Origin of the sequence: Pseudothauera nasutitermitis (assembly GCF_004801295.1) — a bacterium.
In the GTDB taxonomy this organism is placed as follows: domain Bacteria; phylum Pseudomonadota; class Gammaproteobacteria; order Burkholderiales; family Rhodocyclaceae; genus Pseudothauera; species Pseudothauera nasutitermitis.
The window spans coordinates 249347-273066 of sequence record NZ_SSOC01000004.1; the positions used below are offsets into that span (position 1 = coordinate 249347).

General features: G+C 67.9%; 21 protein-coding genes and 1 pseudogene. 19 read left to right on the plus strand and 3 right to left on the minus strand.

The genetic code is table 11. The features are described from left to right. The first annotated feature begins 48 nt into the window (after positions 1 to 48). From E6C76_RS11535 to E6C76_RS11545, 3 genes are all read left to right on the plus strand, one after another. The gene (locus E6C76_RS11535) at positions 49 to 2475 is read left to right on the plus strand and encodes a TonB-dependent siderophore receptor (RefSeq protein ID WP_136348393.1); all 2427 of its coding nucleotides are present in this window, start codon (positions 49 to 51) and stop codon (positions 2473 to 2475) included. Between the two features lie 214 nt (positions 2476 to 2689). Beyond that, positions 2690 to 3379: an aquaporin Z gene (aqpZ, locus tag E6C76_RS11540; RefSeq protein ID WP_136348394.1), complete on the plus strand. Its 690-nt coding sequence runs from the start codon at positions 2690 to 2692 to the stop codon at positions 3377 to 3379. Between the two features lie 121 nt (positions 3380 to 3500). Next, on the plus strand, positions 3501 to 4037 hold the full coding sequence (locus tag E6C76_RS11545; protein WP_136348395.1) for a DUF924 family protein: 537 nt from the start codon (positions 3501 to 3503) through the stop codon (positions 4035 to 4037). Between the two features lie 65 nt (positions 4038 to 4102). Here E6C76_RS11545 and E6C76_RS11550 read toward each other — a convergent pair whose 3' ends face one another. Both E6C76_RS11550 and E6C76_RS11555 read right to left on the minus strand, forming a co-directional pair. Next, complete coding sequence (locus E6C76_RS11550; RefSeq protein WP_136348396.1) at positions 4103 to 4495, minus strand: bacteriohemerythrin; 393 nt, start codon at positions 4493 to 4495, stop codon at positions 4103 to 4105. Next, entirely contained in the window at positions 4492 to 5340 is an 849-nt protein-coding gene (locus E6C76_RS11555) for an SIR2 family protein (RefSeq protein WP_136348397.1), read from the minus strand. Before E6C76_RS11555 ends, E6C76_RS11550 begins: the two co-directional genes overlap by 4 nt. A 248-nt stretch (positions 5341 to 5588) precedes the next feature. Here E6C76_RS11555 and E6C76_RS11560 point away from each other — a divergent pair, with 248 nt between their 5' ends. The 3 genes and pseudogenes from E6C76_RS11560 (at position 5589) to E6C76_RS22710 (ending at position 7626) form a co-directional block, all read left to right on the plus strand. After that, on the plus strand, positions 5589 to 6113 hold the full coding sequence (locus E6C76_RS11560) for a PAS domain-containing protein (RefSeq protein ID WP_136348398.1): 525 nt from the start codon (positions 5589 to 5591) through the stop codon (positions 6111 to 6113). 637 nt (positions 6114 to 6750) lie between these two features. Next, positions 6751 to 7179, plus strand: a pseudogene (locus E6C76_RS22705) (methyl-accepting chemotaxis protein); the annotation flags it as partial. A 114-nt stretch (positions 7180 to 7293) separates the two neighbouring features. Next, a complete protein-coding gene (locus tag E6C76_RS22710) occupies positions 7294 to 7626 on the plus strand; it encodes a CZB domain-containing protein (protein WP_408003484.1) in 333 nt (110 codons plus the stop codon). A gap of 31 nt (positions 7627 to 7657) precedes the next feature. Here E6C76_RS22710 and E6C76_RS11570 read toward each other — a convergent pair whose 3' ends face one another. Then, on the minus strand, positions 7658 to 8569 hold the full coding sequence (locus E6C76_RS11570) for an NAD(+)--dinitrogen-reductase ADP-D-ribosyltransferase (protein ID WP_136348400.1): 912 nt from the start codon (positions 8567 to 8569) through the stop codon (positions 7658 to 7660). A 114-nt stretch (positions 8570 to 8683) separates the two neighbouring features. Here E6C76_RS11570 and nifH point away from each other — a divergent pair, with 114 nt between their 5' ends. From nifH to recD, 13 genes are all read left to right on the plus strand, one after another. Further along, positions 8684 to 9577 carry a nitrogenase iron protein gene (nifH, locus tag E6C76_RS11575; RefSeq protein ID WP_136348401.1) on the plus strand — a complete coding sequence of 298 codons (894 nt, stop codon included), beginning with the start codon at positions 8684 to 8686 and terminating at the stop codon, positions 9575 to 9577. A gap of 123 nt (positions 9578 to 9700) precedes the next feature. Next, the gene (gene nifD / locus E6C76_RS11580; protein WP_136348402.1) at positions 9701 to 11179 is read left to right on the plus strand and encodes a nitrogenase molybdenum-iron protein alpha chain; all 1479 of its coding nucleotides are present in this window, start codon (positions 9701 to 9703) and stop codon (positions 11177 to 11179) included. A 104-nt stretch (positions 11180 to 11283) separates the two neighbouring features. Continuing rightward, the gene (gene nifK / locus E6C76_RS11585) at positions 11284 to 12852 is read left to right on the plus strand and encodes a nitrogenase molybdenum-iron protein subunit beta (RefSeq protein WP_136348403.1); all 1569 of its coding nucleotides are present in this window, start codon (positions 11284 to 11286) and stop codon (positions 12850 to 12852) included. A gap of 72 nt (positions 12853 to 12924) precedes the next feature. Next, positions 12925 to 13149, plus strand: a complete 225-nt coding sequence (gene nifT / locus E6C76_RS11590; protein WP_136348404.1) for a putative nitrogen fixation protein NifT — start codon at positions 12925 to 12927, stop codon at positions 13147 to 13149. Positions 13150 to 13183: 34 nt separating this feature from the next. After that, on the plus strand, positions 13184 to 13381 hold the full coding sequence (locus tag E6C76_RS11595; RefSeq protein ID WP_136348405.1) for a 4Fe-4S dicluster domain-containing protein: 198 nt from the start codon (positions 13184 to 13186) through the stop codon (positions 13379 to 13381). A 78-nt stretch (positions 13382 to 13459) separates the two neighbouring features. Next, positions 13460 to 14182 carry a dinitrogenase iron-molybdenum cofactor biosynthesis protein gene (locus E6C76_RS11600; protein ID WP_136348406.1) on the plus strand — a complete coding sequence of 241 codons (723 nt, stop codon included), beginning with the start codon at positions 13460 to 13462 and terminating at the stop codon, positions 14180 to 14182. Further along, a complete protein-coding gene (locus E6C76_RS11605) occupies positions 14179 to 14451 on the plus strand; it encodes a DUF6129 family protein (RefSeq protein WP_136348407.1) in 273 nt (90 codons plus the stop codon). The genes E6C76_RS11600 and E6C76_RS11605 overlap by 4 nt, the downstream gene beginning before the upstream one ends. Before the next feature lie 77 nt (positions 14452 to 14528). Beyond that, positions 14529 to 15074 (plus strand): RNA 2',3'-cyclic phosphodiesterase, encoded by a 546-nt coding sequence (gene thpR / locus E6C76_RS11610; protein WP_136348408.1) that lies wholly within the window; start codon positions 14529 to 14531, stop codon positions 15072 to 15074. Continuing rightward, positions 15071 to 15574, plus strand: coding sequence for a DNA-deoxyinosine glycosylase (locus E6C76_RS11615; protein ID WP_136348409.1), 504 nt, complete (start codon positions 15071 to 15073; stop codon positions 15572 to 15574). Before thpR ends, E6C76_RS11615 begins: the two co-directional genes overlap by 4 nt. Positions 15575 to 15811: 237 nt before the next feature. Then, entirely contained in the window at positions 15812 to 16258 is a 447-nt protein-coding gene (lysM, locus tag E6C76_RS11620; protein ID WP_136348410.1) for a peptidoglycan-binding protein LysM, read from the plus strand. 216 nt (positions 16259 to 16474) lie between these two features. Beyond that, positions 16475 to 18115: a methyl-accepting chemotaxis protein gene (locus tag E6C76_RS11625; protein ID WP_136348411.1), complete on the plus strand. Its 1641-nt coding sequence runs from the start codon at positions 16475 to 16477 to the stop codon at positions 18113 to 18115. A 72-nt stretch (positions 18116 to 18187) separates the two neighbouring features. After that, positions 18188 to 21859: an exodeoxyribonuclease V subunit beta gene (recB, locus tag E6C76_RS11630; protein WP_136348412.1), complete on the plus strand. Its 3672-nt coding sequence runs from the start codon at positions 18188 to 18190 to the stop codon at positions 21857 to 21859. Then, positions 21856 to 23712 carry an exodeoxyribonuclease V subunit alpha gene (gene recD, locus E6C76_RS11635; protein WP_230976248.1) on the plus strand — a complete coding sequence of 619 codons (1857 nt, stop codon included), beginning with the start codon at positions 21856 to 21858 and terminating at the stop codon, positions 23710 to 23712. Before recB ends, recD begins: the two co-directional genes overlap by 4 nt. The last annotated feature ends 8 nt before the right edge of the window (positions 23713 to 23720 follow it).

Sequence of the window (23720 nt, forward strand, 5' to 3'; positions counted from 1 at the left end):
CCGACTTGTGGACGGTAAGCCCAACCACGACCGATCGGAGTCTTGCCCATGAAACCGCACAAATGCCGTGAACCCCGGCCCTTCCTCACCCGTCGCACGCTCGCCCGGTGGATCGCCGGCGCCCTGCTGGCCGGCGCCCAGGCCGCCCACGCGCAAAATTTGAATCTCGACCTGCCGGCACAATCGCTGGAAGGCGCCCTGGCCAGCGTCGCCCGCCAGAGCGGCCTGCAGCTGGCACTGGACCCCGCGCTCGCCGCCGGCCGCGCCGCGCCGGCGCTCAACGGCCAATACACCACCACACAGGCCCTTGACCGCCTGCTCGCCGGCACCGGCCTGCAGGCCGTGCGGCGAGGGGAGACGCTGGTGATCCAGCCCGCGCCGAGAGGCGGGGATGTGCTGCTGGCGTCCGTCACGGTCACCGCCGGCACCGGCTACAGTGGCACCACCGAGGGCACCGGCAGCTACACCCAGCAAGGCCCCAGTCGCGCGGCGACCAGGCTGGCGCTGACGCCGAAAGAAACGCCGCAGTCCGTCAGTGTCGTCACGCGCCAGCGGCTGGATGATCAGCGGCTGGAAAAAATAGTCGATGTGCTGGAGGCAACCGTTGGTGTTTCGACTTTCCGCCAAAGTGTCGGGGCCGACCTGGACCAGCCCTATTCCCGAGGATTTTCCATTTCCAATTACCTCGTTGATGGTGTATCCCGCTCAAAATCGGCAAGAAGCACGCAAATGAACACGGCCGCATTTGACCGTGTCGAGATACTGCGCGGCGCCACCGGCCTGACCAGTGGCATGGGTTACCCCGGCGCATCCGTCAACATGGTTCGCAAGCGGCCGACCCGTGAAGCACAGACCAGCCTCAGCCTGGAGGCGGGCAGTTGGGATCGCTATGGCGTGGGCCTGGATATGGCTGGCCCACTGACCGATAGCGGTCATGTTCGAGGCCGCCTGGTGGTCGATTACAAGGATCAGAAAAGCTGGTTGGATCGTTATGAAACCCAGCGCAGCCTGATTTATGGCGTTACCGAGATAGACCTGAGCAATGATACGTTGCTGACTCTGGGATTCAGCCATCAGAAAAACGGCAATGATTCTCCCTTGAGGTCAGGTGTCACCCTGTACTACAGCGATGGCAGCAAGATTGACTTGCCACGTTCCTATAATAATGCGCCAGACTGGTCTTACTCCGACATCGAGGAGTCGTATGCATTTGCCTCCCTTCGCCACAGCTTTTCCAATGGCTGGAAAGCCAATCTCGAATTCAATTATCTGGAGGACCGCCATGATGAAATTTCATACTGGCGCACCGGGAGTGTCGATCGTGCAACCGGGCTGGGGCAGGCTATAGCCCCGGCACGTTGGTACGGCGATGGTCGGCAATATGACGTCGATGCATCTCTGAGTGGTGATTTTTCCCTGTTCGGCCGCAGCCATGAATTCGTTTCCGGGCTCTCTCTTTCTCAGCGAAAAAATCGCAGCGACAACTATGGTGGTTACGGGGGGTGGCTCTGGCCCTGGAACAGCAGTTACGACGGGACGATCAACAGCCCCATCCGGGAGTGGGATGGAAGCCAGGCCAACTATCCGGAATTCACCAAGAATAGCGATGGCAGGGGAAAGACAACGGAATATACCGCCTACTTCTCGTCGCGTTTCAACTTGACCGATCAGGCTAATCTGATCGTCGGCGCCAGGGTGATGGACTGGGAAGACGTGAGGGAAACGATTCCCTTGTCGGGCGCCAGGAGCAAAACCGTCAAAAAAGAGACGGGTGTCGTGGTGCCCTATGCCGGTGTTACCTATGACCTGAACGATACCTGGACACTGTACGGCAGCTACACACAGATATTCCAACCACAGAGTGCATCGGTAGTCGATATCAACAGAAAACCGCTGGACCCGGAAGAAGGTACTGCGTATGAAGTCGGCGTCAAGGCCGGTTTCTTCGATCAGAAGCTGAACGCTAACCTGGCCTTGTTCAAGGTGGAACAGGAGAAGGTGGCGGAATTCGATGCTACGACCAACGCTTACAAGTTGCTGGAAGGTATCAATACCCAAGGCGCGGAAGTGGAACTGAGTGGCGAATTGGCCGATGGCTGGAACGTCTCCGCAGGTTACGCCTACAGCGTGAGCGAGGACAAGGAAGGCATGCGTGTGATGGAACGCATTCCGCGCCATACGGTAAAAGCCTTCACGACCTACCGTCTGCCGGGCGAGTTCAATCGCTGGACCCTCGGCGGCGGTGCCATCTGGCAAAGCAGGTATGGTTGGGAAGGCGCCAGGGACTATGGATGGGACGATCAAAAAAGCTACGTTCTGGCAAATTTGATGGTGCGCTACAAGCTGTCCGGTTCGACGGAGATCACTGCCAATCTCAATAACGTCTTTGACAAGAAATACTATACGGCGCTTGCCGATATCGGCGTGTATGGCCCCCCGCGGAACGTCATGCTTTCCCTGAAGCACAGGTTCTGAGCTTCGATTCCACAGCGGCGCATGGCGCCGCTGTGGGTGGTTCTCCCTGTCGCCCGCACCCGCGTGCTTGCAAAGAACTGTGTCGCGCGCAGTGGTTCGTGATGAACCGTGTGCTGCGTCACGGTATACATCCGCCACGGCGCTAGGCTGCTTGCAAACAAAAACGCGCCAGCGTTGCGCCCCCTGCCCCAATCTTCCCGACACGGAGTCGATCATGAAGCCTTATTTCGCTGAGTTTCTTGGAACCTTCTGGCTGGTCCTGGGCGGCTGCGGCAGCGCCGTGCTGGCGGCGGCCTTTCCGGAACTCGGCATCGGCCTGCTCGGCGTATCGCTGGCTTTCGGCCTCACCGTGCTGACCATGGCCTTCGCCATCGGCCACATTTCCGGCTGCCACCTCAATCCGGCGGTATCCATCGGCCTGTGGCTGGGCGGGCGCTTCTCCGCCAATCAACTGCTGCCCTACATCGTCGCGCAGGTGCTGGGCGGCATCACCGCCGGCGCGGTGCTGTACGCCATCGCCTCCGGCGCCCCGGGCTTCGACGTATCCGCCGGCTTCGCCGCCAACGGTTACGGCGAGCACTCGCCCGGCGGCTATACGCTGGGGGCCGCGCTGATCACCGAGATCGTCATGACCATGTTCTTCCTCATCGTGATCCTCGGCGCTACCGACAAGCTCGCCCCGCAAGGCTTCGCCGGCCTGCCCATCGGCCTGGCGCTCACGCTGATCCACCTGATCAGCATCCCGGTGACCAACACCTCGGTGAACCCCGCGCGCAGCACCGGCGTGGCGGTTTTCGTGGGTGACTGGGCCGTCGCGCAACTGTGGGCGTTCTGGCTGGCGCCGATTGCCGGCGCGGCACTGGGCGCGCTGGCCTACAAGGCCATCCAGCCGCGCATGGCCTGAGCCGTTCTCGCCGGCAATGCAACGGAGCAGGGCAGCGCGCCCTGTTCCGCGCTTGCGCACCGCGCAGGCAAGGTAAGCTGTGCCCCGGGTCCGCCCCGCCAACGGCGACAAGGAGGCAAGCATGCACGAAGAAATCCTGCGTTTCTGGTTCCAGGAGATCCAGCCCGCGCAATGGTGGAAGGTCGATCCCGCCTTCGATACCCTGCTGCGCGAGCGCCATGCCGGGCTGCTGGATCAGGCCGCCCAGGGCGAATGCCATGCCTGGCGCGGCAGCGCCCGGGGCCGCCTGGCCGAAATCATCGTGCTCGATCAGTTCTCCCGCAACATCCACCGCAACACTCCGCGCGCCTTCGCCCAGGACGGCATGGCCCTGGCGCTGGCCCAGGAGGCCGTCGCCGGCGGTGCACTGGATCGACTCGAGCCCATCGAGCGCGCCTTCCTGCTGATGCCCTGGATGCACAGCGAATCGCGCCTGATCCACGCGGAAGCGGAACGCCTGTTCAAGGCCTGGGCGCCGGAAAGCAATTACGACTTCGAACTGCGCCACAAGGCCATCATCGACCGCTTCGGACGCTATCCGCACCGCAACGCCATCCTGGGGCGGGAATCCAGCGCAGAGGAGGTGGAGTTCCTGAAGCAGCCGGGGTCGAGTTTCTGAGGATGGGTTGGTGGAGGGCGGCTTCGATCCGCTCAACCGTTTGGGGCGAGTTGGCCTGAAGGCATTCAGATATCGTTCATCCGTTTCAGATGCGCGGCCAGCGCCGAATCCATGGTGCTCAGGTGCAGGTCGAACCATCCCGGCAGGCTTTCGCACACGTAGGCGCGCGCCAGTTGCAGACGGCCGGCCTGCACGCTGCGGTTGAAGGCCATGAGTTCGCCGAGCACGCGCTGGTGTTCGTTGGTGTGCTCGCCGATGGCCGGGAAGCGGGTGGCGCGCATGCGGGCGTCTTCGGCGGCGAAATGCGCGCGGGTGTGTTCGAACAGTTCGGCGTACAGCGCGGGGAAATGTTCGTTGTCGGCCGTGGCCAGCGCGGCGGCCAGGGCGACGAATTCGCGGTGGGTGTCGTCCATTTCCGCCACGCCGAGGGTGTGGCGGTCTTCCTGGAAGGTAATCATGCACAGGCCGCCGGTTCGGGCAGGCCGGCGAGTTCGCGCACGTCGGCTTCCACCAGGGTGAGGCCGAGGCGGGCGCAGAAGCGGCGCTCCTTGTCGTTGGGCTCGGCGATCAGCGCCCAGCCTGCGGGTTCGGCGGCGCCGAAGATGAAGTCGGAGAGCAGCATGCGCGTGGTGTCGCGGTTGAGCCGCGTGCCAGCCACCAGGTACTTGAGGCCCTTGCGGCGTTCCTTGAGGAAGGGCGGGATGGCGAAGCCGCCCATCAGTTCGGTGATGTAGTCGACGTAGTCGGCGTCGGAGGCGATCCATTGCGGCACCGGCCACGGCGTGCCACAGGGCTTGAACAGCACCGGGGCGGCGGGGTCGATGCCGTCGTCGGTGGTTTCCGCGCCGTAATCCTGGCCGTCGTGGCGGTAGAGCCGGTAGCGCAGGCCGCTGTTGATGCGCGCGGTGCCGACGATGAGGGTGTGCGGGCGTTGGGCGTAGCGTTTCTGCAGGCCAGTGTCGCGGTTCAGGTCGATGAGATAGGGCAGTTCCAGCCCGGCCAGCCAGCGGTGCACGCCGGCCTCGCTCCAGGCGTCGTCGGCGTAGATGCGCTCCAGCGCGCGATTGACCGCACTGCGCCCGCGCTTGAGTTCGATGTTCATCGCTGCGCGGGGGAATTCGTACATCAGCCGGGGGGCCATGGGCTGGCCGTTGTTGAGCGCGAGGATGAGTTCGTCGCTGCTGGCGGGGATCTTCTGCCCGGTGTCGCGGTGGGTGACGTCGGCCAGCGTGTCGGCGCCCAGAAAGGGCACGACCGTGCCGGCGGCGAGTCCGGTACGGATTTCGTCCAGGACGGTTTGCATGGCGGCTCTCCTGTCGGATGGGCGGGGTGTACCGCGTTTTCCGCAAGAAAGGTGCCATGCCGGCCGTATGCGCGCCGCGCCCCTGCCACGGCGCTCCGGCGGTAGCAGGTGCCGGTGCAAGGCTGTCGCCTTTGCGACAAATACGACATTAGAGCTAAATTTCGGTCGCGCGGTGTCGATATGCTGGCATCGGCATTCGGTGAACAGAGCGGGCCACGGGTGTGGCCGCCTGCACAGCGGGGTACGGCGTGAAGAACAAGAACATCGTGGTGACCGGGCGTGAGGTGAAGCTCCACCCGGACGAGCAGATCATCAGCAAGACCGACCTCGCGGGGCGGCTGACGTACGCCAACCGCGCGTTCATGCGCGTGGCGGACTATGCCGAGCCGGATTTGCTGGGGGTGCAGCACAACATCGTGCGCCACCCGGACATGCCGCGCGGGGTGTACCAGATGATGTGGGAAACCCTGAAGGCCGGAAACGAGTTCTTCGGCTTCGTGAAGAATCTGACCGCCAACGGCGATCATTACTGGGTGTTCGCCAACGTCACCCCCGACCGGGATCTGGGCGGCGAGCCAGTGGGCTATTACTCGGTGCGCCGTATTCCGTCGGTGCGCGGCGTGCAGGTGGCCAGCGCGCTGTACGCCGAAATGGTCGCCGCCGAGCGCCAGGCCGGTCCGGCGCGCGCCATGGAGGCCTCGCGCGCGCTGCTCGCCCAGCGCCTGGGCGGGGAATCGTACGAGCGCTTCGTGCTCGCACTGCAACTGGGTTGAGGAACGCGCCATGCCGCCCGTCGTGGATTCCGAACTGCATCATCCCGCGCACCACCAGAGCCACCATGCGCTGTTCCTGTCGCGCCGCATGCTGGTGCTGTGCTGCGTGTTCTGCGCCATCACCATCGCGCTGGCGGTGAGCGAGGCCGTGCGCAACGGCTTCTACTACAGCCATGCGCTGTTTCCGCTGGTTTCGGTGGTGTTCGCGGTGTTCGCCTACCAGCAGTTCCACCGCCCGCTGCACACCCTGGGTTCGATGCGCGCGGTGCTGCGCGAGGCGCGCCGGGGCCGCCTGCACAAGCGCATCACGCGCACCGCCAAGCTCGGCGAGGTGGGCCAGGTGGCCTGGGAACTCAACGAGATGCTCGATCTGGTGGAGACCTACTTCAAGGAGGTGTCCACCTGCTTCGCGCGCGCGGCCAAGGGCGAGTACCACCGCCGCGCGCTCGACGGCGCCATGCCGGGGCAGTTCGCCGAATCCATGCACCGCATCAACGAAGCCTTGCAGGCCATGGAGGACAACGCCCACTACATCGCGCGCAACCGCCTCAGTTCCGGCATGCACGGGCTCAATATGAGCAAGCTGCTGGGCAATCTGCAGGGCAACCAGTCCGACCTGAGCACGGTGAGCCGCGAGATGGACGAGGTGACCCAGATCGCCGACGACAACCTGGTGGCTGCGCGCGAAAGCCGGCAGACCGCCGAGGAGATCAGCGGCGCGTTGGAGAACATCGGTACGCGCATGGAGGAAATGCGCCTGGCCGCCGAGGAACTGGGCGAGGCCAGCCGGCAGATCGACCGCACCATCCTGATCATCGCGGAGATTTCCGACCAGACTAACCTGCTGGCGCTCAACGCCGCCATCGAGGCTGCGCGCGCCGGCGAGCACGGCCGGGGCTTCGCGGTGGTGGCCGACGAGGTGCGCAAGCTGGCCGAGCGTACCAAGAGCGCGGCCAGCGAGGTGGGCGGCATCATCGAGGGGCTGCGCGGGCGCGTCGACGGCATGATCGGCCAGACCGGACAGGCCAGCGAACTGTCTTCCGCCGCTGCCGGGCGCGTCACCGATTTCCGCGCGCGCTTCCAACGTCTGGCCGATTCTTCCGAACGCACCCTGCAATTGCTCGACCGCGCCAAGGATGTCTCCGACGCCTCGCTGGCCAAGCTGGATCACGTGCTCTACATGCAGAACGCCTACATGGCGATCGAGCGCAACGGCGAGGGCGACGAAGCCGGCCGCGCGGCGCAGAGTGCGCAGGATGCCGAACTGGGGCGCTGGTACCTGCACGGTACCGGACACACGCGTTTCGGTGCCACCGCCGCGTTCCGCCGCATCGCCAAGCCCAACGAGCGCGTGCACGAACGCGTGCACGAAGTGCTCGGCCTGCTCGGGCAGAACTGGGAGAACGATCCGGCGCTGTGCGAGCGCATGGTGGCGGCGATGCGCGAGGCCGAGGCGGCGAGCAGCGAGGTGCTGGCGTCCATCGACGCCATGGTGGCCGAGCGCCACGGTTGAGCGGGCTGCCGGTCGGCTGCCCGGTGCGTGTTCAATCCACCCGGCGCACGGCGGCCACGCCGCCGATCACTAGGTATTCGTCCTCGCCCTGCAGGCGGCCGGGCAGCAGGCGGGAGTGGGCGAGGATCTTCGCGGCGGGTACCGCGCATTCCAGCACCCGGTCGCCGAATTCGCCGGCGCGTTCGCGGCTGGCGGAAAACGAACTCAGATTGTTCAGCACCACCACCAGGCGGCCGTCCGCCAGGCGCTCCAGCGGCGCCAGCGTGTCGCGTCCGGAAACGCCCCGGTACAGCGTGAGGTGGCGGCGCGCGTCGGGCTGGCGCGCCAGTTCGTACTGCGCATAGGCGTACAGCAGGTCTACCTGGGCTTCCAGCGCGCCGGTGGCATACAGGCCGGCGGCGCGCTCGCGTTCGAAGGCCGCGCGCGCCGGGCAGTCGGCGTCACCCAGCGGCGCGCGGTGAAAACCGGTGAGCAGGCCGAAGCGCGATTCCACCCAGCCTTTCAGCACGGCGCCCTCGCGTCCTTCCGAATCGAACAGCCAGCCGCGCAGCAGGCGCAGGTAGTCCAGCCGGCTGCGGTCGATGCGCGCGCCTTCGGTCAGGCCCTGCGCGGCAGCGTCGCCGAGCAGGAAGTGGGCGGCCATGTACTGCATGAACAGCTGGGCGCGCGTTGTCGCATCGCCGACAACCGACAGATGCTCGAACAGGGCATGGTGCAGCGGCAGCACGCCGTCCAGTTCCAGTTCCGCCGGGGCGAGCTGGAAGGCCAGGCTGGCCAGGGCTTCGGCCGGCAGATTGCAGCGGTTGTAGGACAGGCGGGCGGCAGGCGGGGCGCTGAGCCGGGCGAGTTCGGGGGGAATGTCCGTGGCCCGACAAATTGTAGGGGCTTTGTCGCACGCGTCGTGCGCGCAGAGGGCTTGCGGTGCCCCGCCAAATGTATTCATTTCAATGCGTTAAGTCTTGTTTTCGGGATTGGCACAGTCCTTGCGGAAACCTCCGCGTGGTCCTGAGCAGCACGATCGATTCACGAATCCCGTTTCGACAAGGAGTAACGCATCATGGCAAAACTTCGTCAAGCCGCCATCTACGGCAAGGGTGGCATCGGCAAGTCCACCACCACCCAGAACCTGGTCGCCGCGCTGGCCGAGGCCGGCAAGAAGGTGATGATCGTCGGCTGCGACCCGAAGGCCGACTCCACCCGCCTGATCCTGCACAGCAAGGCGCAGAACTCGGTGATGGAACTGGCTGCCGAGGCCGGCTCCGTGGAAGACCTCGAACTCGAGGACGTGATGTCCGTGGGCTTCGGCGGCGTCAAGTGCGTCGAGTCCGGTGGCCCGGAACCCGGCGTGGGCTGCGCCGGCCGCGGGGTGATCACCGCGATCAACTTCCTGGAAGAGGAAGGCGCCTACGACGAAGACCTCGACTTCGTGTTCTACGACGTGCTCGGCGACGTGGTCTGTGGCGGCTTTGCCATGCCGATCCGCGAGAACAAGGCGCAGGAAATCTACATCGTGTGCTCGGGCGAGATGATGGCCATGTACGCGGCCAACAACATCTCCAAGGGCATCGTGAAGTACGCCAACTCGGGCGGCGTGCGCCTGGCCGGACTGATCTGCAACAGCCGCAACACCGACCGCGAAGACGAACTGATCATCGCCCTGGCCGCCAAGCTGGGCACCCAGATGATCCACTTCGTGCCGCGCGACAACGTGGTGCAGCACGCCGAAATCCGCCGCATGACCGTCATCGAGTACGACCCCAAGGCCAAGCAGGCCGACGAATACCGCGCGTTGGCGCAGAAGGTCATCGACAACAAGCTGTTTGTCATTCCCACGCCCTGCACCATGGACGAGCTGGAAGAGCTGCTGATGGAATTCGGCATCATGGAAGTGGAAGACGAGTCCATCGTCGGCAAGACCGCCGCCGAACTGGCCGCTGCTGCTGCCGCCTGATCTGCCGGAGCGGGTTTGCACCCGCGCAAACTGCCTGGCGGGACGGCTGCCGCCCTGCCGGGTATAGAGCAAACCTACGCATGCCGTGCACGGATTGGTGCCGGCGTGAACAGGAGAAGCAGCATGACCACGCTCACCCGTGAAGAAACCGAGAGCCTGATCCAGGAGGTCCTGGAGGTCTATCCGGAGAAGGCCCGCAAGGACCGCGCCAAGCATCTGGCGGTCAATGACCAGTCCATCGAGCAGTCGAAGAAGTGCATCACCTCCAACCGCAAGTCGCAGCCCGGGGTGATGACCATCCGCGGCTGTGCCTACGCCGGCTCGCGCGGCGTGGTGTGGGGCCCGGTGAAGGACATGATCCACATCTCCCACGGCCCGGTGGGCTGCGGGCAGTACTCGCGCGGCGGCCGGCGCAACTATTACGTCGGCGCCACCGGCGTGAACACCTTCTCGGAGATCAACTTTACCTCCGATTTCCAGGAGAAGGACATCGTCTTCGGCGGCGACAAGAAGCTTGCCAAGCTGATCCAGGAGATCGAGCAGCTGTTTCCGCTCAACAAGGGCATCTCGGTGCAGTCCGAGTGCCCGATCGGCCTGATCGGCGACGACATCGAGGCGGTTTCCAAGAAAGCCGGCAAGGAGCTCAACAAGATCGTCGTGCCGGTGCGCTGCGAAGGTTTCCGCGGCGTGTCCCAGTCGCTCGGCCACCACATCGCCAACGACGCGATCCGCGACTGGGTGCTCTCCAACCGCGACGGCCAGGAATTCGAATCCACCCCGTACGACGTCACCATCATCGGCGACTACAACATCGGCGGAGACGCCTGGGCCTCGCGCATCTTTCTGGAAGAGATGGGCCTGCGCGTGATCGCCCAGTGGTCGGGCGACGGCACCGTGGCGGAAATGGAGAACACCCCCAAGGCCAAGCTCAACCTGCTGCACTGCTACCGCTCGATGAACTACATCAGCCGGCACATGGAAGAGAAGTACGGCATCCCCTGGATGGAATACAACTTCTTCGGCCCCACCAAGATCGAGGAATCCCTGCGCCGCATCGCCGCATTCTTCGACGATTCCATCAAGGAAGGCGCCGAGCGCGTGATCGCCCGGTACAAGCCGATGATGGAAGCGGTGATCGCCAAGTACAAGCCGCGCCTGCAGGGCAAGAAGGTCATGCTGTACGTCGGCGGCCTGCGCCCGCGCCACGTCATCGGCGCGTACGAGGACCTGGGCATGGAAGTGGTCGGCACCGGCTACGAGTTCGCCCACAACGACGACTACGACCGCACCATCAAGGAAATGGGCAACGCCACGCTGCTCTACGACGACGTCACCGGCTTCGAGCTGGAAGAGTTCGTCAAGCGCGTCAAGCCCGACCTGGTGGGCTCCGGCATCAAGGAAAAGTACATCTTCCAGAAGATGGGCATCCCCTTCCGCCAGATGCACTCGTGGGACTACTCCGGCCCCTACCACGGCTACGACGGCTTCGCGATCTTCGCGCGCGACATGGACATGACGCTCAACAACCCGTGCTGGGGCCAGCAGACCCCGCCGTGGAAGAAGGGCGCCGCCGCTGGCGACGAAGTCAAGGCCGCAGCGTAAGCGCGTAGCCACCAGGCGGGCGCCGGCCGCGATCCGGTGCCCGCCGCAAGGAATAAACCTCATGCCCGCGTCCACAGATGGGTGGCCGGGCCAAGGAGCCTCAAATGCAGATCGTTGATGACATCAAGCCGTGCTACCCGCTGTTCCGCGACGACGATTACCAGGCGTCGCTGAAGAACAAGCAGGACAAGTTCGAAGAGAAGGTGCCGGACGACAAGATCGCCGAAACCTTCGAATGGACCACCACCAAGGAATACCAGGAACTCAACTTCGCCCGCGAGGCGCTCACCATCAACCCCGCCAAGGCCTGCCAGCCGCTGGGCGCGGTGCTGTGCGCGCTGGGCTTCGAGAAGACCCTGCCCTACGTGCATGGCTCGCAAGGGTGTGTGGCCTACTTCCGCACCTACTTCAACCGCCACTTCAAGGAGCCGATCGCCTGCGTGTCCGACTCCATGACCGAGGACGCGGCGGTGTTCGGCGGCCAGAAGAACATGTTCGACGGCCTGGCCAACGCCAAGGCGCTGTACAAGCCCGAAGTCATCGCGGTGAGCACCACCTGCATGGCCGAGGTCATCGGCGACGACCTCAACGCCTTCATCAACAACTCGAAGAAGGAAGGGCACATCCCGCAGGATTTCCCGGTGCCGTTCGCGCACACCCCGTCCTTCGTCGGCAGCCACGTCACCGGCTGGGACAACATGTTCGAGGGCATCGCGCGCCATTTCACCCTCAACCACATGGAAGGCAAGGAGCCGGGCAAGAACGGCAAGATCAACTTCGTGCCGGGCTTCGAGACCTATCTGGGCAACTACCGCGTGCTCGCCCGCATGATGAAGGAAATGGGGGTGGAGGCCACCATCCTCTCCAACCCCACCGAAGTGCTCGACACCCCGTCGGATGGCGAATACCGCATGTACGCCGGCGGCACCACGCTGGACGAGATCAAGGACGCGCCCAACGCGCACACCACCTTCCTGCTGCAGCCCTGGCACCTGGAAAAGACCAGGAAGTTCGTCGAAAACACCTGGAACCACGACATTCCCAAGCTCAACATCCCGATGGGCCTGGAATGGACCGACGAGTTCCTGATGAAGGTGGCCGAAGTCACCGGCAAGGAAATCTCGGCCTCGCTGGAAGTGGAACGCGGCCGCCTGGTGGACATGATCCAGGACAGCCACACCTGGCTGCACGGCAAGAAGTTCGCGCTGTACGGCGACCCTGACTTCGTCCTGGGCATGACCAAGTTCCTGCTCGAACTGGGCGCCGAGCCGCTGCACGTGCTCAGCCACAACGCCAACAAGCGCTGGGGCAAGGCGATCGCCAAGGTGCTGGAATCCAGCCCCTATGGCGCCAAGGCCAAGGTGTATGTCGGCAACGACCTGTGGCACCTGCGCAGCCTGTGCTTCACCGAGAAGCCCGATTTCCTCATCGGCAACTCCTACGGCAAGTACATCCAGCGCGACACCGCCCACAAGGGCCCGCAGTTCGAAGTGCCGCTGATCCGCCTCGGCTTCCCGATCTTCGACCGCCACCACCTGCACCGCATGACCACCCTGGGCTACGAGGGCGCGATGTACATCCTCACCACCCTGGTCAACGCCGTGCTGGAAAAGCTCGACGACGAGACCCGCGGCTTCGGCACCACCGACTTCAATCACGACCTGGTGCGCTGAGGCGCAGACGCCCGGATGGCGTCTGGCGCCATCCGGGTTTTCCGCGTTCCACGACCGACAGAAAGGACAGCCATGGCCAACATCATGATCCGCAAGACCGCCGAGGGCGGTCTGTCGTTCTACCTGCCCAAGCGCGACCTGGAAGACGGCATCGTCTCCATCGAATTCGACCAGGCCGACAAGTGGGGCGGCGAACTGAGGCTGGCCAACGGCGGCACGTACTACGTGGACCCGCTGGATGCGCCGCCCAAGCTGCCCATCTCCCTGCGCGCCAAGCGCGTCGATGCTCCGGAATGATTTTTCCGACCACTGTTACACCAGGAGACCCACCATGGCGCTGAAGATCCTGCCTGACGAATGCACCACCTGTGGCGACTGCAAGCCGGTCTGTCCCACCCAGTCCATCTCCTCCAAGGGAGGGCTGTACAAGATCAACCCCGACTCCTGTACGGAGTGCGACGGCGACGAGCCGCAGTGCGTGTCGGTCTGCCCAGGGGCCGACAACACCATCGTCCCGCTCGCGGCCTGAGCGGGGCCCGCGTGGCGTGGCGGCGCAACGGCCGCCACGCCTGCACCCGCATCCCCCGTACCCCAGGAGAGACCCGCCATGAATGCTCCCGCCCCCTCCGGCAGCCCCGTCTCGCGCGAGACCGCGCTGCGCATCGCCATGGCGGCGCGCACGTTGCCCGGCGTCAACGTGGCCGCCTTCGTCCATGCCCTGGGCGAGCGCCTGGGCCTGCCGGTGACCGATGAAAAGCTCGCGCGCATGACCGTCGCCGACCTCAAGGCCATGCTGCAGGGCGACGAGATCGTCGATCCCGGCGTCGACGGCGACGCGCTGAAGACCGCCGTGCGCTACCTGTGGGGCGAGGGCATCGCCGACGACGCGCCGGTGCCCGACAGCGGCGTGCCCGAAGGCCCGGGCGCGCTCACCGTGGCGGTGGCCTCCAACCGCGGCGAGCAGCTCGACGGCCACTTCGGCTCCTGCACCCGCTTCCTGATCTACCGCGTGGCCGAGGACGGCATCTGGCTCACCGGCGTGCGTCCGACGCTGGAAGCCGACGGCGCGGAGGACCGCAACGCCGCGCGCGCGGAACTGCTGGCCGGTTGCCAACTGGTCTATGTGCACTCCATCGGCGGCCCGGCCGCCGCCAAGGTGGTGCGCGCCGGCGTGCATCCGGTCAAGTTCCCGGCCGGCGGCGCCGCGCGCGACGCGCTCGCGCAACTGCGCCAGGTGCTCAACAGCCCGCCGCCCTGGCTGGCCCGCACGCTCGGCAAGGAGGCCGGCCTGCTGGCCCGCTTCGCGCCGCAGACCGGAGCCGAGGCATGATCGGCGCAGAGGTGCTCAGCGGCGCGCGCAGCGTGCTGGAGCGCCACGGTCACGGCGAGGCCGCGCTCGCCGCGTTGCGCGGGCAATGGCCCGGGCTGCGCTTCGTCGGCTGCTCCGAGGACGACGTGCCGCCCCGCCTGAAGCCCGCCGATACGGGCGGCGGCTGGGCGCTGTACTACATCGCCGGCGGCGGGCACTGCCTGGCGCTGACCACCGACCCGGGCGCGGCCATCGGCCTGGTGGTGGCCGAATGCCTGCCGGACGACTGAACCGTCCGTTCTGACCGGAGTGCCAGGGCGGTGGCATGACCGCCGCAGATACCGGGAATACGCCCTAAAATGCGCGCGTGACCCATCCCGATGCCTCCGCTCCCACCGACCGTCTGTTCCTGGCCCTGTGGCCGGATACCCGGCTGCGCGGCGCGCTGGCGCGCCATGCCGACGACTGGCGCTGGCCGCGCAGCGCGCGCCGGGTGCGTACCGAAAAGCTCCATCTCACCCTGCATTTCATCGGTGAAGTGGTGCGCTCGCGCACAGCCGCGCTGATCGACGCACTGGCGGTGCCCTGCGCGCCGTTCCAGCTCGCCCTGGGCCGTCCGGCCAACTGGGCGCATGGCCTGGCCGTGCTGGAAATCGTCCGTCCGCCCGCGGCGCTTGCCGATCTGCACGGCGCGCTCGGCGAGGCCCTGCAACGTGCCGGGCTGGCGGTGGAGCGCCGTGCCTTCCGGCCGCACGTCACCCTGGCGCGCCAGGCCGCCGGCGCCCTGCCGCCGGCACAAGGCCCGGAACTGGCCTGGGCAGTACGCGGCTATGCGCTGGTGGTGTCCGATCCGGGGGCCGGCGGCGGCTACCGCGTGCTGGCGCACTACCCGGCCCAGGGGGCGGGTGGGTGAGCCGCGTCTTCAGCTTTCCGCCCATCGCCGCGCCGGACGCGCGCGTGCTCATCCTCGGCAGCATGCCAGGTGCCGCCTCGCTGGCCGCCGCGCAGTACTACGCCCATCCGCGCAACGCCTTCTGGCCGATCCTCGGCGAACTGCTCGGCTTCGACCCGGGCGCCGATTACGCCGAGCGCGTGGGCCATCTGCACGCCGCCGGCGTGGCGGTGTGGGACGTGATGGCCTCCTGCGTGCGCCCCGGCAGCCTGGACGCGGCCATCGACGCGGCCAGCGTCGTGCCCAACGATTTTCGCGCCTTCTTCGCCGCGCATCCGCATATCGCGCGCATCGGCTTCAACGGCACGGCCGCCGCCGACAGCTACCGCCGCCACGTATTGCCGCAGGGCGCCTGGGCGGGGCTGCCCGCGCTGCGCCTGCCTTCGACCAGCCCGGCGCATGCCGCGCTGGACCGGACCGCCAAGCTGGCGGCCTGGCGGGCGCTGTTCGCCGGACTGTGACCACGGACCAAAGCGCAAGCCTCGCCCTTCAGGGCGAGGTCAAGCGAGGCAAACCCACCCTGGCGCCGAAGGCGCCCCCATTTTGTGGCGAGGAAGCGCCCGCCTTCAGGCGGGAGTGACTCATTTTCGTCCGCCAGGGAACTGTGAACTCTTGTTAGCCATCGGCATGGACGGGCCGACCTTTGGTACGCTGCCGGCGAGGGCGGGAATTCGCCCGCCACCAACAGGAGAATCCGCATGAGCCTGATCAGCTTTCTGAAGAACGTGGGCGAAAAACTGTTCGGCGCCAGCGAAGTGCAGGCCGCCACGCCCGATGTGCTGCAAAAGGAACTCGCCAAGCACGCGCTGTCCGCCGAGGGACTGACCATCACCGTCGATGGCGACAAGGTCACCGTCGCCGGCAAGGCCAAATCCACCGAGGAAGCCGAGAAGATCGTCCTGGCGCTGGGCAACACCGTGGGCGTGGCTTCCGTCGACAATCAGCTGGAAGTGGACAAGCCGGCGCCGGAAGCGGCCATGTACACCGTGCAGAAGGGCGACACGCTGTGGAAGATCGCCGAAACGCATTACGGCAAGGGCCACGGCGCCAAGTACACTGCCATCTTCGAGGCCAACAAGCCGCTGCTCAGCCACCCGGACAAGATCTACCCGGGCCAGGTGCTGCGCATTCCGCCGCTGAACTGAAGACCGGATCGTGCCACGGCGGCGGCCGTGGCACAGCGACCGATGGGGCCGGCGAACATCGCCGGCCCTTTTTCATGCTGTCTCGTTTGTCACACGGGTGACAAGGTTTTCGCACGCTTGCGGATGGAACTCTATAAAGTTGGACGGCAGCCTGTCCGATAACTCCGAGAAGCACGGGCGTGTCCCGTTTCAACTTCTTCCGGGAGTGTGTGAATCATGCTCGATGCAATGAAACTGAAGACCAAGATCGTGCTGTTGGTGCTCGCCGCCTTCGTCGGCCTGTCCATCAACATCACGCTGGGTGCGCTGGCCGTCAAGGACGACCTGATGGATGCGCGCAAGCTGCAGGTGCAGTCGGTGGTGGAAAGCGCCATGCAGATCGCCATCGCCTACCATGCGCGCGCGCAGGCCGGCCAGCTTGGCGATGCCGAGGCGCGCGCGCAGGCCCTGCAGGCAATGCACGCGATGCGCTTCGGCGGCGCCGACGGCAAGAGCGAGTACGTGTATGTCTGGTCCACCGGCGGGGTGTCGGTGATGCACCCGATCCGCCCCGAATGGGCCGGCCGCGACATGCGCGAGGAAGTGCGCGACGCCAGCGGGCGCTACACCATCAAGGACATCGTGGCGGCGGCCAACGCGCGCGGCGCGGGCTTCGTCGATACCTCGTTTCCGCGTCCGGGCAGCACCGTGGCGGTGGACAAGCTGCAGTACATCGCCACCTTCAAGCCGTGGGACTGGGTGATCGGCACCGGGGTGTATGTGGATGACGTATCCCATGACTTTTTCTCCCGCCTGGTGGTCGATCTGGCGTTGAGCGGCGTGATCATGCTGGTCATCGTCGGCCTGGGCGTGCTGATCGCGCGCTCGGTGCTGCGCCAGATCGGCGGCGAACCGGCCGAGGCCATGGAGATCATGGAGCGGGCGGCGGGCGGCGACCTCACCGTGGATGTCGCGCGCGCCGCGCCGGACAGCCTGCTCGGCGGGCTGTCGCGTATGCTCGGTGCGTTGCGCGGCATGGTCGGGCAGGTCGCCAGCGGCGCGCAGACGCTGAAGGGCACCGCGGAAAGCATCTCGCACGCCTCCGGCCAGGTCGCCACCGCCTCGCACCGCCAGGCCGACTCCACCTCGTCGATGGCCGCCGCCATCGAGCAGATGACCGTGTCGATCAACCACATCTCCGACTCCGCGCGCGACACCGAGGACAACTCTTCTTCCGCCGCGACGATGGCCGAGCACGGCGAGCAGAAGGTGGCCACCGCCACCGACGAGATGCACCGCATCGCCGGCACCGTGTCGTCCGCCGCCGAGCTGATCCGCTCGCTGGAAGTGCGTACTGGGGAAATCTCCTCGATCGCCAACGTCATCAAGGAAATCGCCGCGCAGACCAACCTGCTCGCGCTCAACGCGGCCATCGAGGCGGCGCGCGCCGGCGAACAGGGGCGCGGCTTCGCCGTGGTGGCCGACGAGGTACGCAAGCTGGCCGAACGCACCTCGTCCGCCACCGAGGAGATCGGCGGCATGATCGGCGCCATCCAGAGCGACACCGCCAGCGCGGTGGGCGCCATGGACCAGGCCCTGCCGCAGGCCGAACGCGGCGTGGAGCTGGCGCGCGAGGCCGCCCAGTCGCTGCGCGACATCCGCGACGGCGCCAGCGCCACGCTGACGCGCATTCGCGACGTGGCGCTCGCCACCCGCGAACAGAGCGCGGCCAGCAACGCCATCGCCCAGCAGGTCGAAAGCATCGCGCAGATGGTCGAGCAGACCAGCGCCTCCACGCAGCAGACCGCCGAATCGGCGCAAAGCCTGGAGAAGGTGGCGCGCGAACTGGGCGATCTGGTGGCGCGCTTCCGCTACTGATCCGCCCTGGCCGGCCGGGCACATCCCGGCCGGCGCACCGCGCCCGCGGGCATCCGGGCTATCATCGGCCGCATGGCCGAACCCCCATCCCCTGCCGACGTATTCGCCTATCCGCTGGACGGCATCCGCCTCATCGAGGCCTCCGCCGGCACCGGCAAGACCTGGAGCATCTGCGGGCTGTACCTGCGCTTGCTGCTCGAACTCGAACTGAGCGTCGATCAGGTGCTGGTGGTCACCTTCACCAAGGCCGCCACTGCCGAACTGTCTGCGCGCATCCGCGCGCGCATCGTCGACACCCTGCGTGTGCTGGGCGGCGGCGACCCCGGCGCCGATCCCTTCGTTCCCCGTCTGATCGACACCGTGCAGGCCGCCGGGTTGAGCCCGGCACGCATGGCGGAGCGCCTGCGCGAGGCCCTGCAGGGCTTCGACGAAGCCGCCATCTTCACCATCCACGGCTTCTGCCAGCGTGCGCTCGCCGATGCGCCGTTCGCCGCCGGCCAGCCGTATGCGCTGGAGCTGGTGGAAGACGACGCCGAGGCGCGCCGCGAGGTGGTCGAGGACTTCTGGCGCCGCCGCGTCGCCGGTGGCGAACTGGCCCCCGCGCTGGCCCGCCTGCTTGCCGCGCGCGGCGACTGCCCGGCGCAGTGGGCCGAATACCTGAAGGCCGACATGGCTCGCCCGCTGGCCCGCCGGCTGTGGGATGCCGACCTGGCCACCGCTGCCGGCCCCGCCGCCGATGCCGGAGCCGAAGCGGCGCTGCAGGCGGCCTGGCGCACGCTGCTCGCCCTGGCCGATGAATTGCCCGCCGCGCGCGCCCTGCTGGAAGCGCCTGGCGTCAAACTGCACAAGGGCACCTACAAGCCGGAAAGCATCGCCACCGCCGCCGCCCAGTGGGCGGACTGGCTGGCCAGCGGCGACGCGCTGGCCGTGCTGCCGGGCAAGGAAAGCCGGCTCGACCTGTTCAGCGCCGCCAGGCTCGCCGCCAAGGCCACCGGCGGCGCGGCGCCGCCCGCGCATGCCTTCTTCGACGCTGCAGAAGCGCTGCTGGCCGCGCGCGCCGCGCTCGACGACATGCTCGAAGCCGGCCGCCTGGCGCTGCTGCGCGACTGCCTGGCCGAATGCGCGGAAGAACTGCGCGCGCGCAAGCAGGCCCGCCGCCAGATCGCCTTCGACGACATCCTGTGGAACGCCCACCGCGCGCTGGCCGGCGGCGAGCGCCCGTGGCTGGCCGAAGCCCTGCACGCGCGCTATCCGGCCGCGCTGATCGACGAGTTCCAGGACACGGATCCGCTGCAGTTCGCGGTGTTCTCCAGCATCTACGCGCGTCCCGGCGCGCGCGGCACGCTGTTCCTGGTCGGCGACCCCAAGCAGGCCATCTACAGCTTCCGCGGTGCTGATTTGTTCGCTTACCTGGGCGCACGCGCCGATGCCGACGCCTGCTACGGACTGGACTCCAACCAGCGTTCCGCCCCGGCGCTCATCGAGGCCTGCAACGCGCTGTTCATGGCCAATCCGGCGGTGTTCATGCTGCCGGGGCTGGAGTACACCGAGGTGCGGGCCGGCACCCGCCCGCGTCCGCCCTTCGTGGACCGCACACCCTCCGGCAGCGAGCCCGCCGCGCTGCGCCTGTGGCAACTGCCCGCCGCGTCCGGGGCCGACGACGAACGCCTGCCGCGCGCCGAGGCCATGGCACGCGCCGCGCGCGCCACGGCCGCCGAGATCGCCCGCCTGCTCGCCGCCGGGCAGCGCGGGGAGGCGTGCATCGGCGAACGCCCGCTGGCGCCCGCCGACATCGCCGTGCTGGTGCGCAGCCACGGCCAGGGCGCCCGCATGCGCCGCGCGCTGGCCGCCTTCGGCGTGGGCAGCGTGGAACTGGCGCAGGCCAGCGTGTTCCACAGCGAGGACGCCGAAGCGCTCGAATGCGTGCTGCACGCCATCGCCGAACCTACCCGCCCGGCGCGTGTGCTGGCCGCGCTGGCGACCCCGGCGATGGGCCGCGATGCCGCCGCGCTGAACAGGCTGGCCGGCGACGAGAACACCCTGCCGGCCGTGCTGGAACGCTTCGCGCGCTGGCGCGAGCTGTGGCTGGCGCGCGGCTTCGGCGTGATGCTGCGGCGCTGGATGGCCGACGAAGGCGTGGCCGCCCGCCTGCTCGCGCGTGCCGACGGCGAACGCCGGCTGACCAATCTGATGCATCTGGCCGAACTGTTGCAGCAGGCCGCCGGCCAGGCCGCGCCGGAAGCCCTGCTGCACATGCTGGCCGCGCGGCGCGCGGAAAGCGCCGGGGGCGAGGCCGCCCAGCTGCGTCTGGAATCCGACCGCAACCTGGTGCGCATCGTCACCATCCACCGCGCCAAGGGGCTGGAATACGGCGTGGTGTTCTGCCCCTTCCTGTTCGACGGCCATGCCTGCCGGGGCGACGGCGGCCCGCTGCGCGCCTGGCACGCCGAAGACGGCACCCTGCTGCTCGATTACCGTCGCGCGCCGGACGATGCCGACGCGGTCAAGGCCCGCCTGCGCGCCGAGGCCGCCGCCGAGGACCTGCGGCTGATCTACGTGGCGCTCACGCGCGCGGTGTATCGCTGCCATCTGGTGGTCGGCGGCTATGCCAAGGCCGTGCGCAACGGCGTGAGCCACACCGAGAGCACGCGTTCACTGCTCAACTGGATGGTCGCCGGCGGCGCCCGCGAGCCGGCGGCCTGGTTCGAGGCCAGGCTGGGCGTGGAGGAAATCGACGCCGCCTGGGCCGCGCTGGCCGAACGGACACCGGGCATCGACCTGCAAACCCTGCCGGACGATGGCGGCGCGCCACTGCCCCCGCCGGGAGAAGCCGAACAGCCGCCGCGCGCGCTGCCGGCGCCGGCCATCCCGCCCGGCTGGCGCATGGGCAGCTTCAGCGCGCTGCTGTTCGGCGCCACGCACGAACAGGCCGCGCGCGACCACGACGCGCGCGCGCTGCCCGGCGACCCCGAGGCGCCGCCCGAGGCCGCGCCGCCGGCCGGCGACATCCTGCGCTTTCCGCGCGGGCCGGCGGCGGGCGACTGCATCCACGCGGTGTTCGAGCGCATCGAATTCACCGATCCGGCGACCTGGCCGGCGGCCATCGAACGCGCGCTGGCCGAACATCCGCAGCGCGGCGGCGAGGCGCCGGAAACGCTTGCGCGCATGCTGCACGGCCTGCTCGACGACGTGCTGCGCAGCGAGATCGTCCCCGGCCTGCGCCTGGACAGCGTGCCCGCCGCGCGGCGCGCTACCGAGCTGGGTTTCCACCTGCCCGCGCCGCGTCTGTTTGCCACCGAACTCAACGCCTGGCTGGCGGCGTGCGGCTTTCGCGTGCCGCGTCTGGGCTTCGGCGAACTGCACGGCTATCTGAAGGGCTACATTGACCTGCTGTTCGAGCACGATGGGCGCTACTGGGTGCTCGACTGGAAGTCCAACCATCTCGGCGAGCGCCCGGCCGACTACGCTCCGGCGGCGCTGGAAGAGGCCATGGCGGCACACGGCTATCACCTGCAACACCTGCTGTACACCGTGGCGGTGCACCGCCATCTGCGCCGCAGCGTGGCGGACTACGACTACCGCCGCCATTTCGGCGGCGTGCTCTACCTGTTCGTGCGCGGTGTGCGGCCCGGCTGGCGGGTGGAAGGCGAGGCGACCGGGGTGTTCCGCCGGCAGGTGCCGCTGGAACTGGTCGAGGAACTCGATCACCTGCTGGCCGGTGAACGCCTGGGAGCGTACGCATGAACATGGCAGCGGGTTTCCTGCCGGCCTTCGATTCCGCCGCCGCCGGCGCGGGCGATCTCGCCCAGGGCTTCGCCGAACACGCGCAGGCCTGGGCCGCCACGCTCGGCGCCCCGCCGGCCGCGCAACGCGCACTGGGCCGCGCGGCGCGGCGCCTGGCGCTGGCCGGCACGGCCGGCCACGTCTGCCTGCCGCTGAACGATCTGGCCGATGGGGAAGACCCCGATGCGCTCGGCGCACTGCTGCGCGACAGCGGCGTGGTGGCCGGCGCGCACGAGGCCGCCAGTCCCGAGGACGCCCGGCCACTGGTGCTCGACGAAGATGGAAGACTCTATCTGCGCCGCCACTTCGACCTGGAACGCGGCCTGGCCGCCGCCCTGCATGCGCGCGCCATCGCCGGGGTGGCGGTGGTTGACGATCCGCCGGCCGTGCGCGCCCTGCTCGCGCGCTTCTTCCCGCCGCGCGCGGACGGCCGCGCGGACTGGCAGCAGACCGCCGCCGCGCTCGCCCTGCTGCGCCGGCTGGTGGTCATCAGCGGCGGCCCCGGCACCGGCAAGACCACCACGGTGGCGGCGCTGCTGGCTTGTCTGCTGAGCCTGCATCCGGAAACCCGCGTGGCGCTCGCCGCGCCCACCGGCAAGGCCGCCGCGCGCATGCTCGAAGCCCTGCGCGCGCGCGCCGCCCACCTGCCCGCCGAACTGCGCGACCGCCTGCCGGACGAGGCTGCCACCGTGCATCGCCTGCTCGGCGCCACGCCGCGCAGCGGACACTTCGTGCACCACGCCGGCAATCCGCTGCCCTACGACGTGGTGGTGGTCGATGAAGCCTCCATGCTGGATCTGGCCCTGGCCGCCCGCCTGGTCGATGCAGTGCCGGCGCACGCGCGGCTGATCCTGCTCGGCGACAAGGACCAGCTGGCCGCCGTGGAGGCCGGCGCGGTGTTCGCCGAACTGTCCGCCGGCTGCCGTTTCTCCGCCGCCTGCGCGGATCGTCTGGAGGCGCTTACCGGCCATCGCCCGGACGGTGCACGCGAGGATGCGGCGGTGCTGCCCGACGCGGTGGTCTGGCTGCGTGAGAGCCACCGCTTCGCCACCGATTCCGGCATCGGCCGGCTGGCCGCCGGCATCAACGCGGGCGAGGGCGCGGCCACGCTGGATTGGCTGCGCGCCGCCGCCGACCCGGCGGTGCGCTGGCTGGAGGATGCCGGTCGTTCGCCAACTGCCGCCACGCGCGCGCGATGCGAGGCCGGCTACGCCGCGTATCTGGAGGCTTTGCGTGCGGGCATGGACGATCCGGCGGCGGCCTTCGCGGCCTTTGAACGCTTCCGCGTGCTGGCCGCTGTCCACGAGGGGCCGCGCGGCGTGCGCGCGCTCAACGTGCAACTGAGCCAGTGGCTGCGCGCGGCGCTCGACCACCCGGCCGACCGGGGCGCGGCCTCGCCGTGGTATCCGGGGCGGCCGGTGATCGTGCTGCGCAACGATTACGCGCTGGGGCTGTTCAACGGTGACGTCGGGCTGACCCTGGCGGGCGCGGACGGCGTGCCGGCGGTGTGGTTTCCGGCCCCCGGGGGCGGCTACCGGGCGGTCTCGCCGGCTCGCCTGCCGGCGCACGACACGGCTTTCGCGCTCACCGTGCACAAGTCGCAGGGTTCGGAATTCGAAGAAGTGCTGGTGGTGTTGCCGGAGGCCGACGTGCCGGTGCTGACCCGCGAACTGCTGTACACCGGGGTGACCCGCGCGGCGCGGCGGGTGGCGCTGGCGGGCGGCGAGGCTGCCTTCGTGGCTGCCTGCGCCCGCCGCACCACGCGCCATTCCGGCCTGGCGGCGCGGCTGGCCGCGGTGCCACAGCCGGCGTAGGCCAGGGT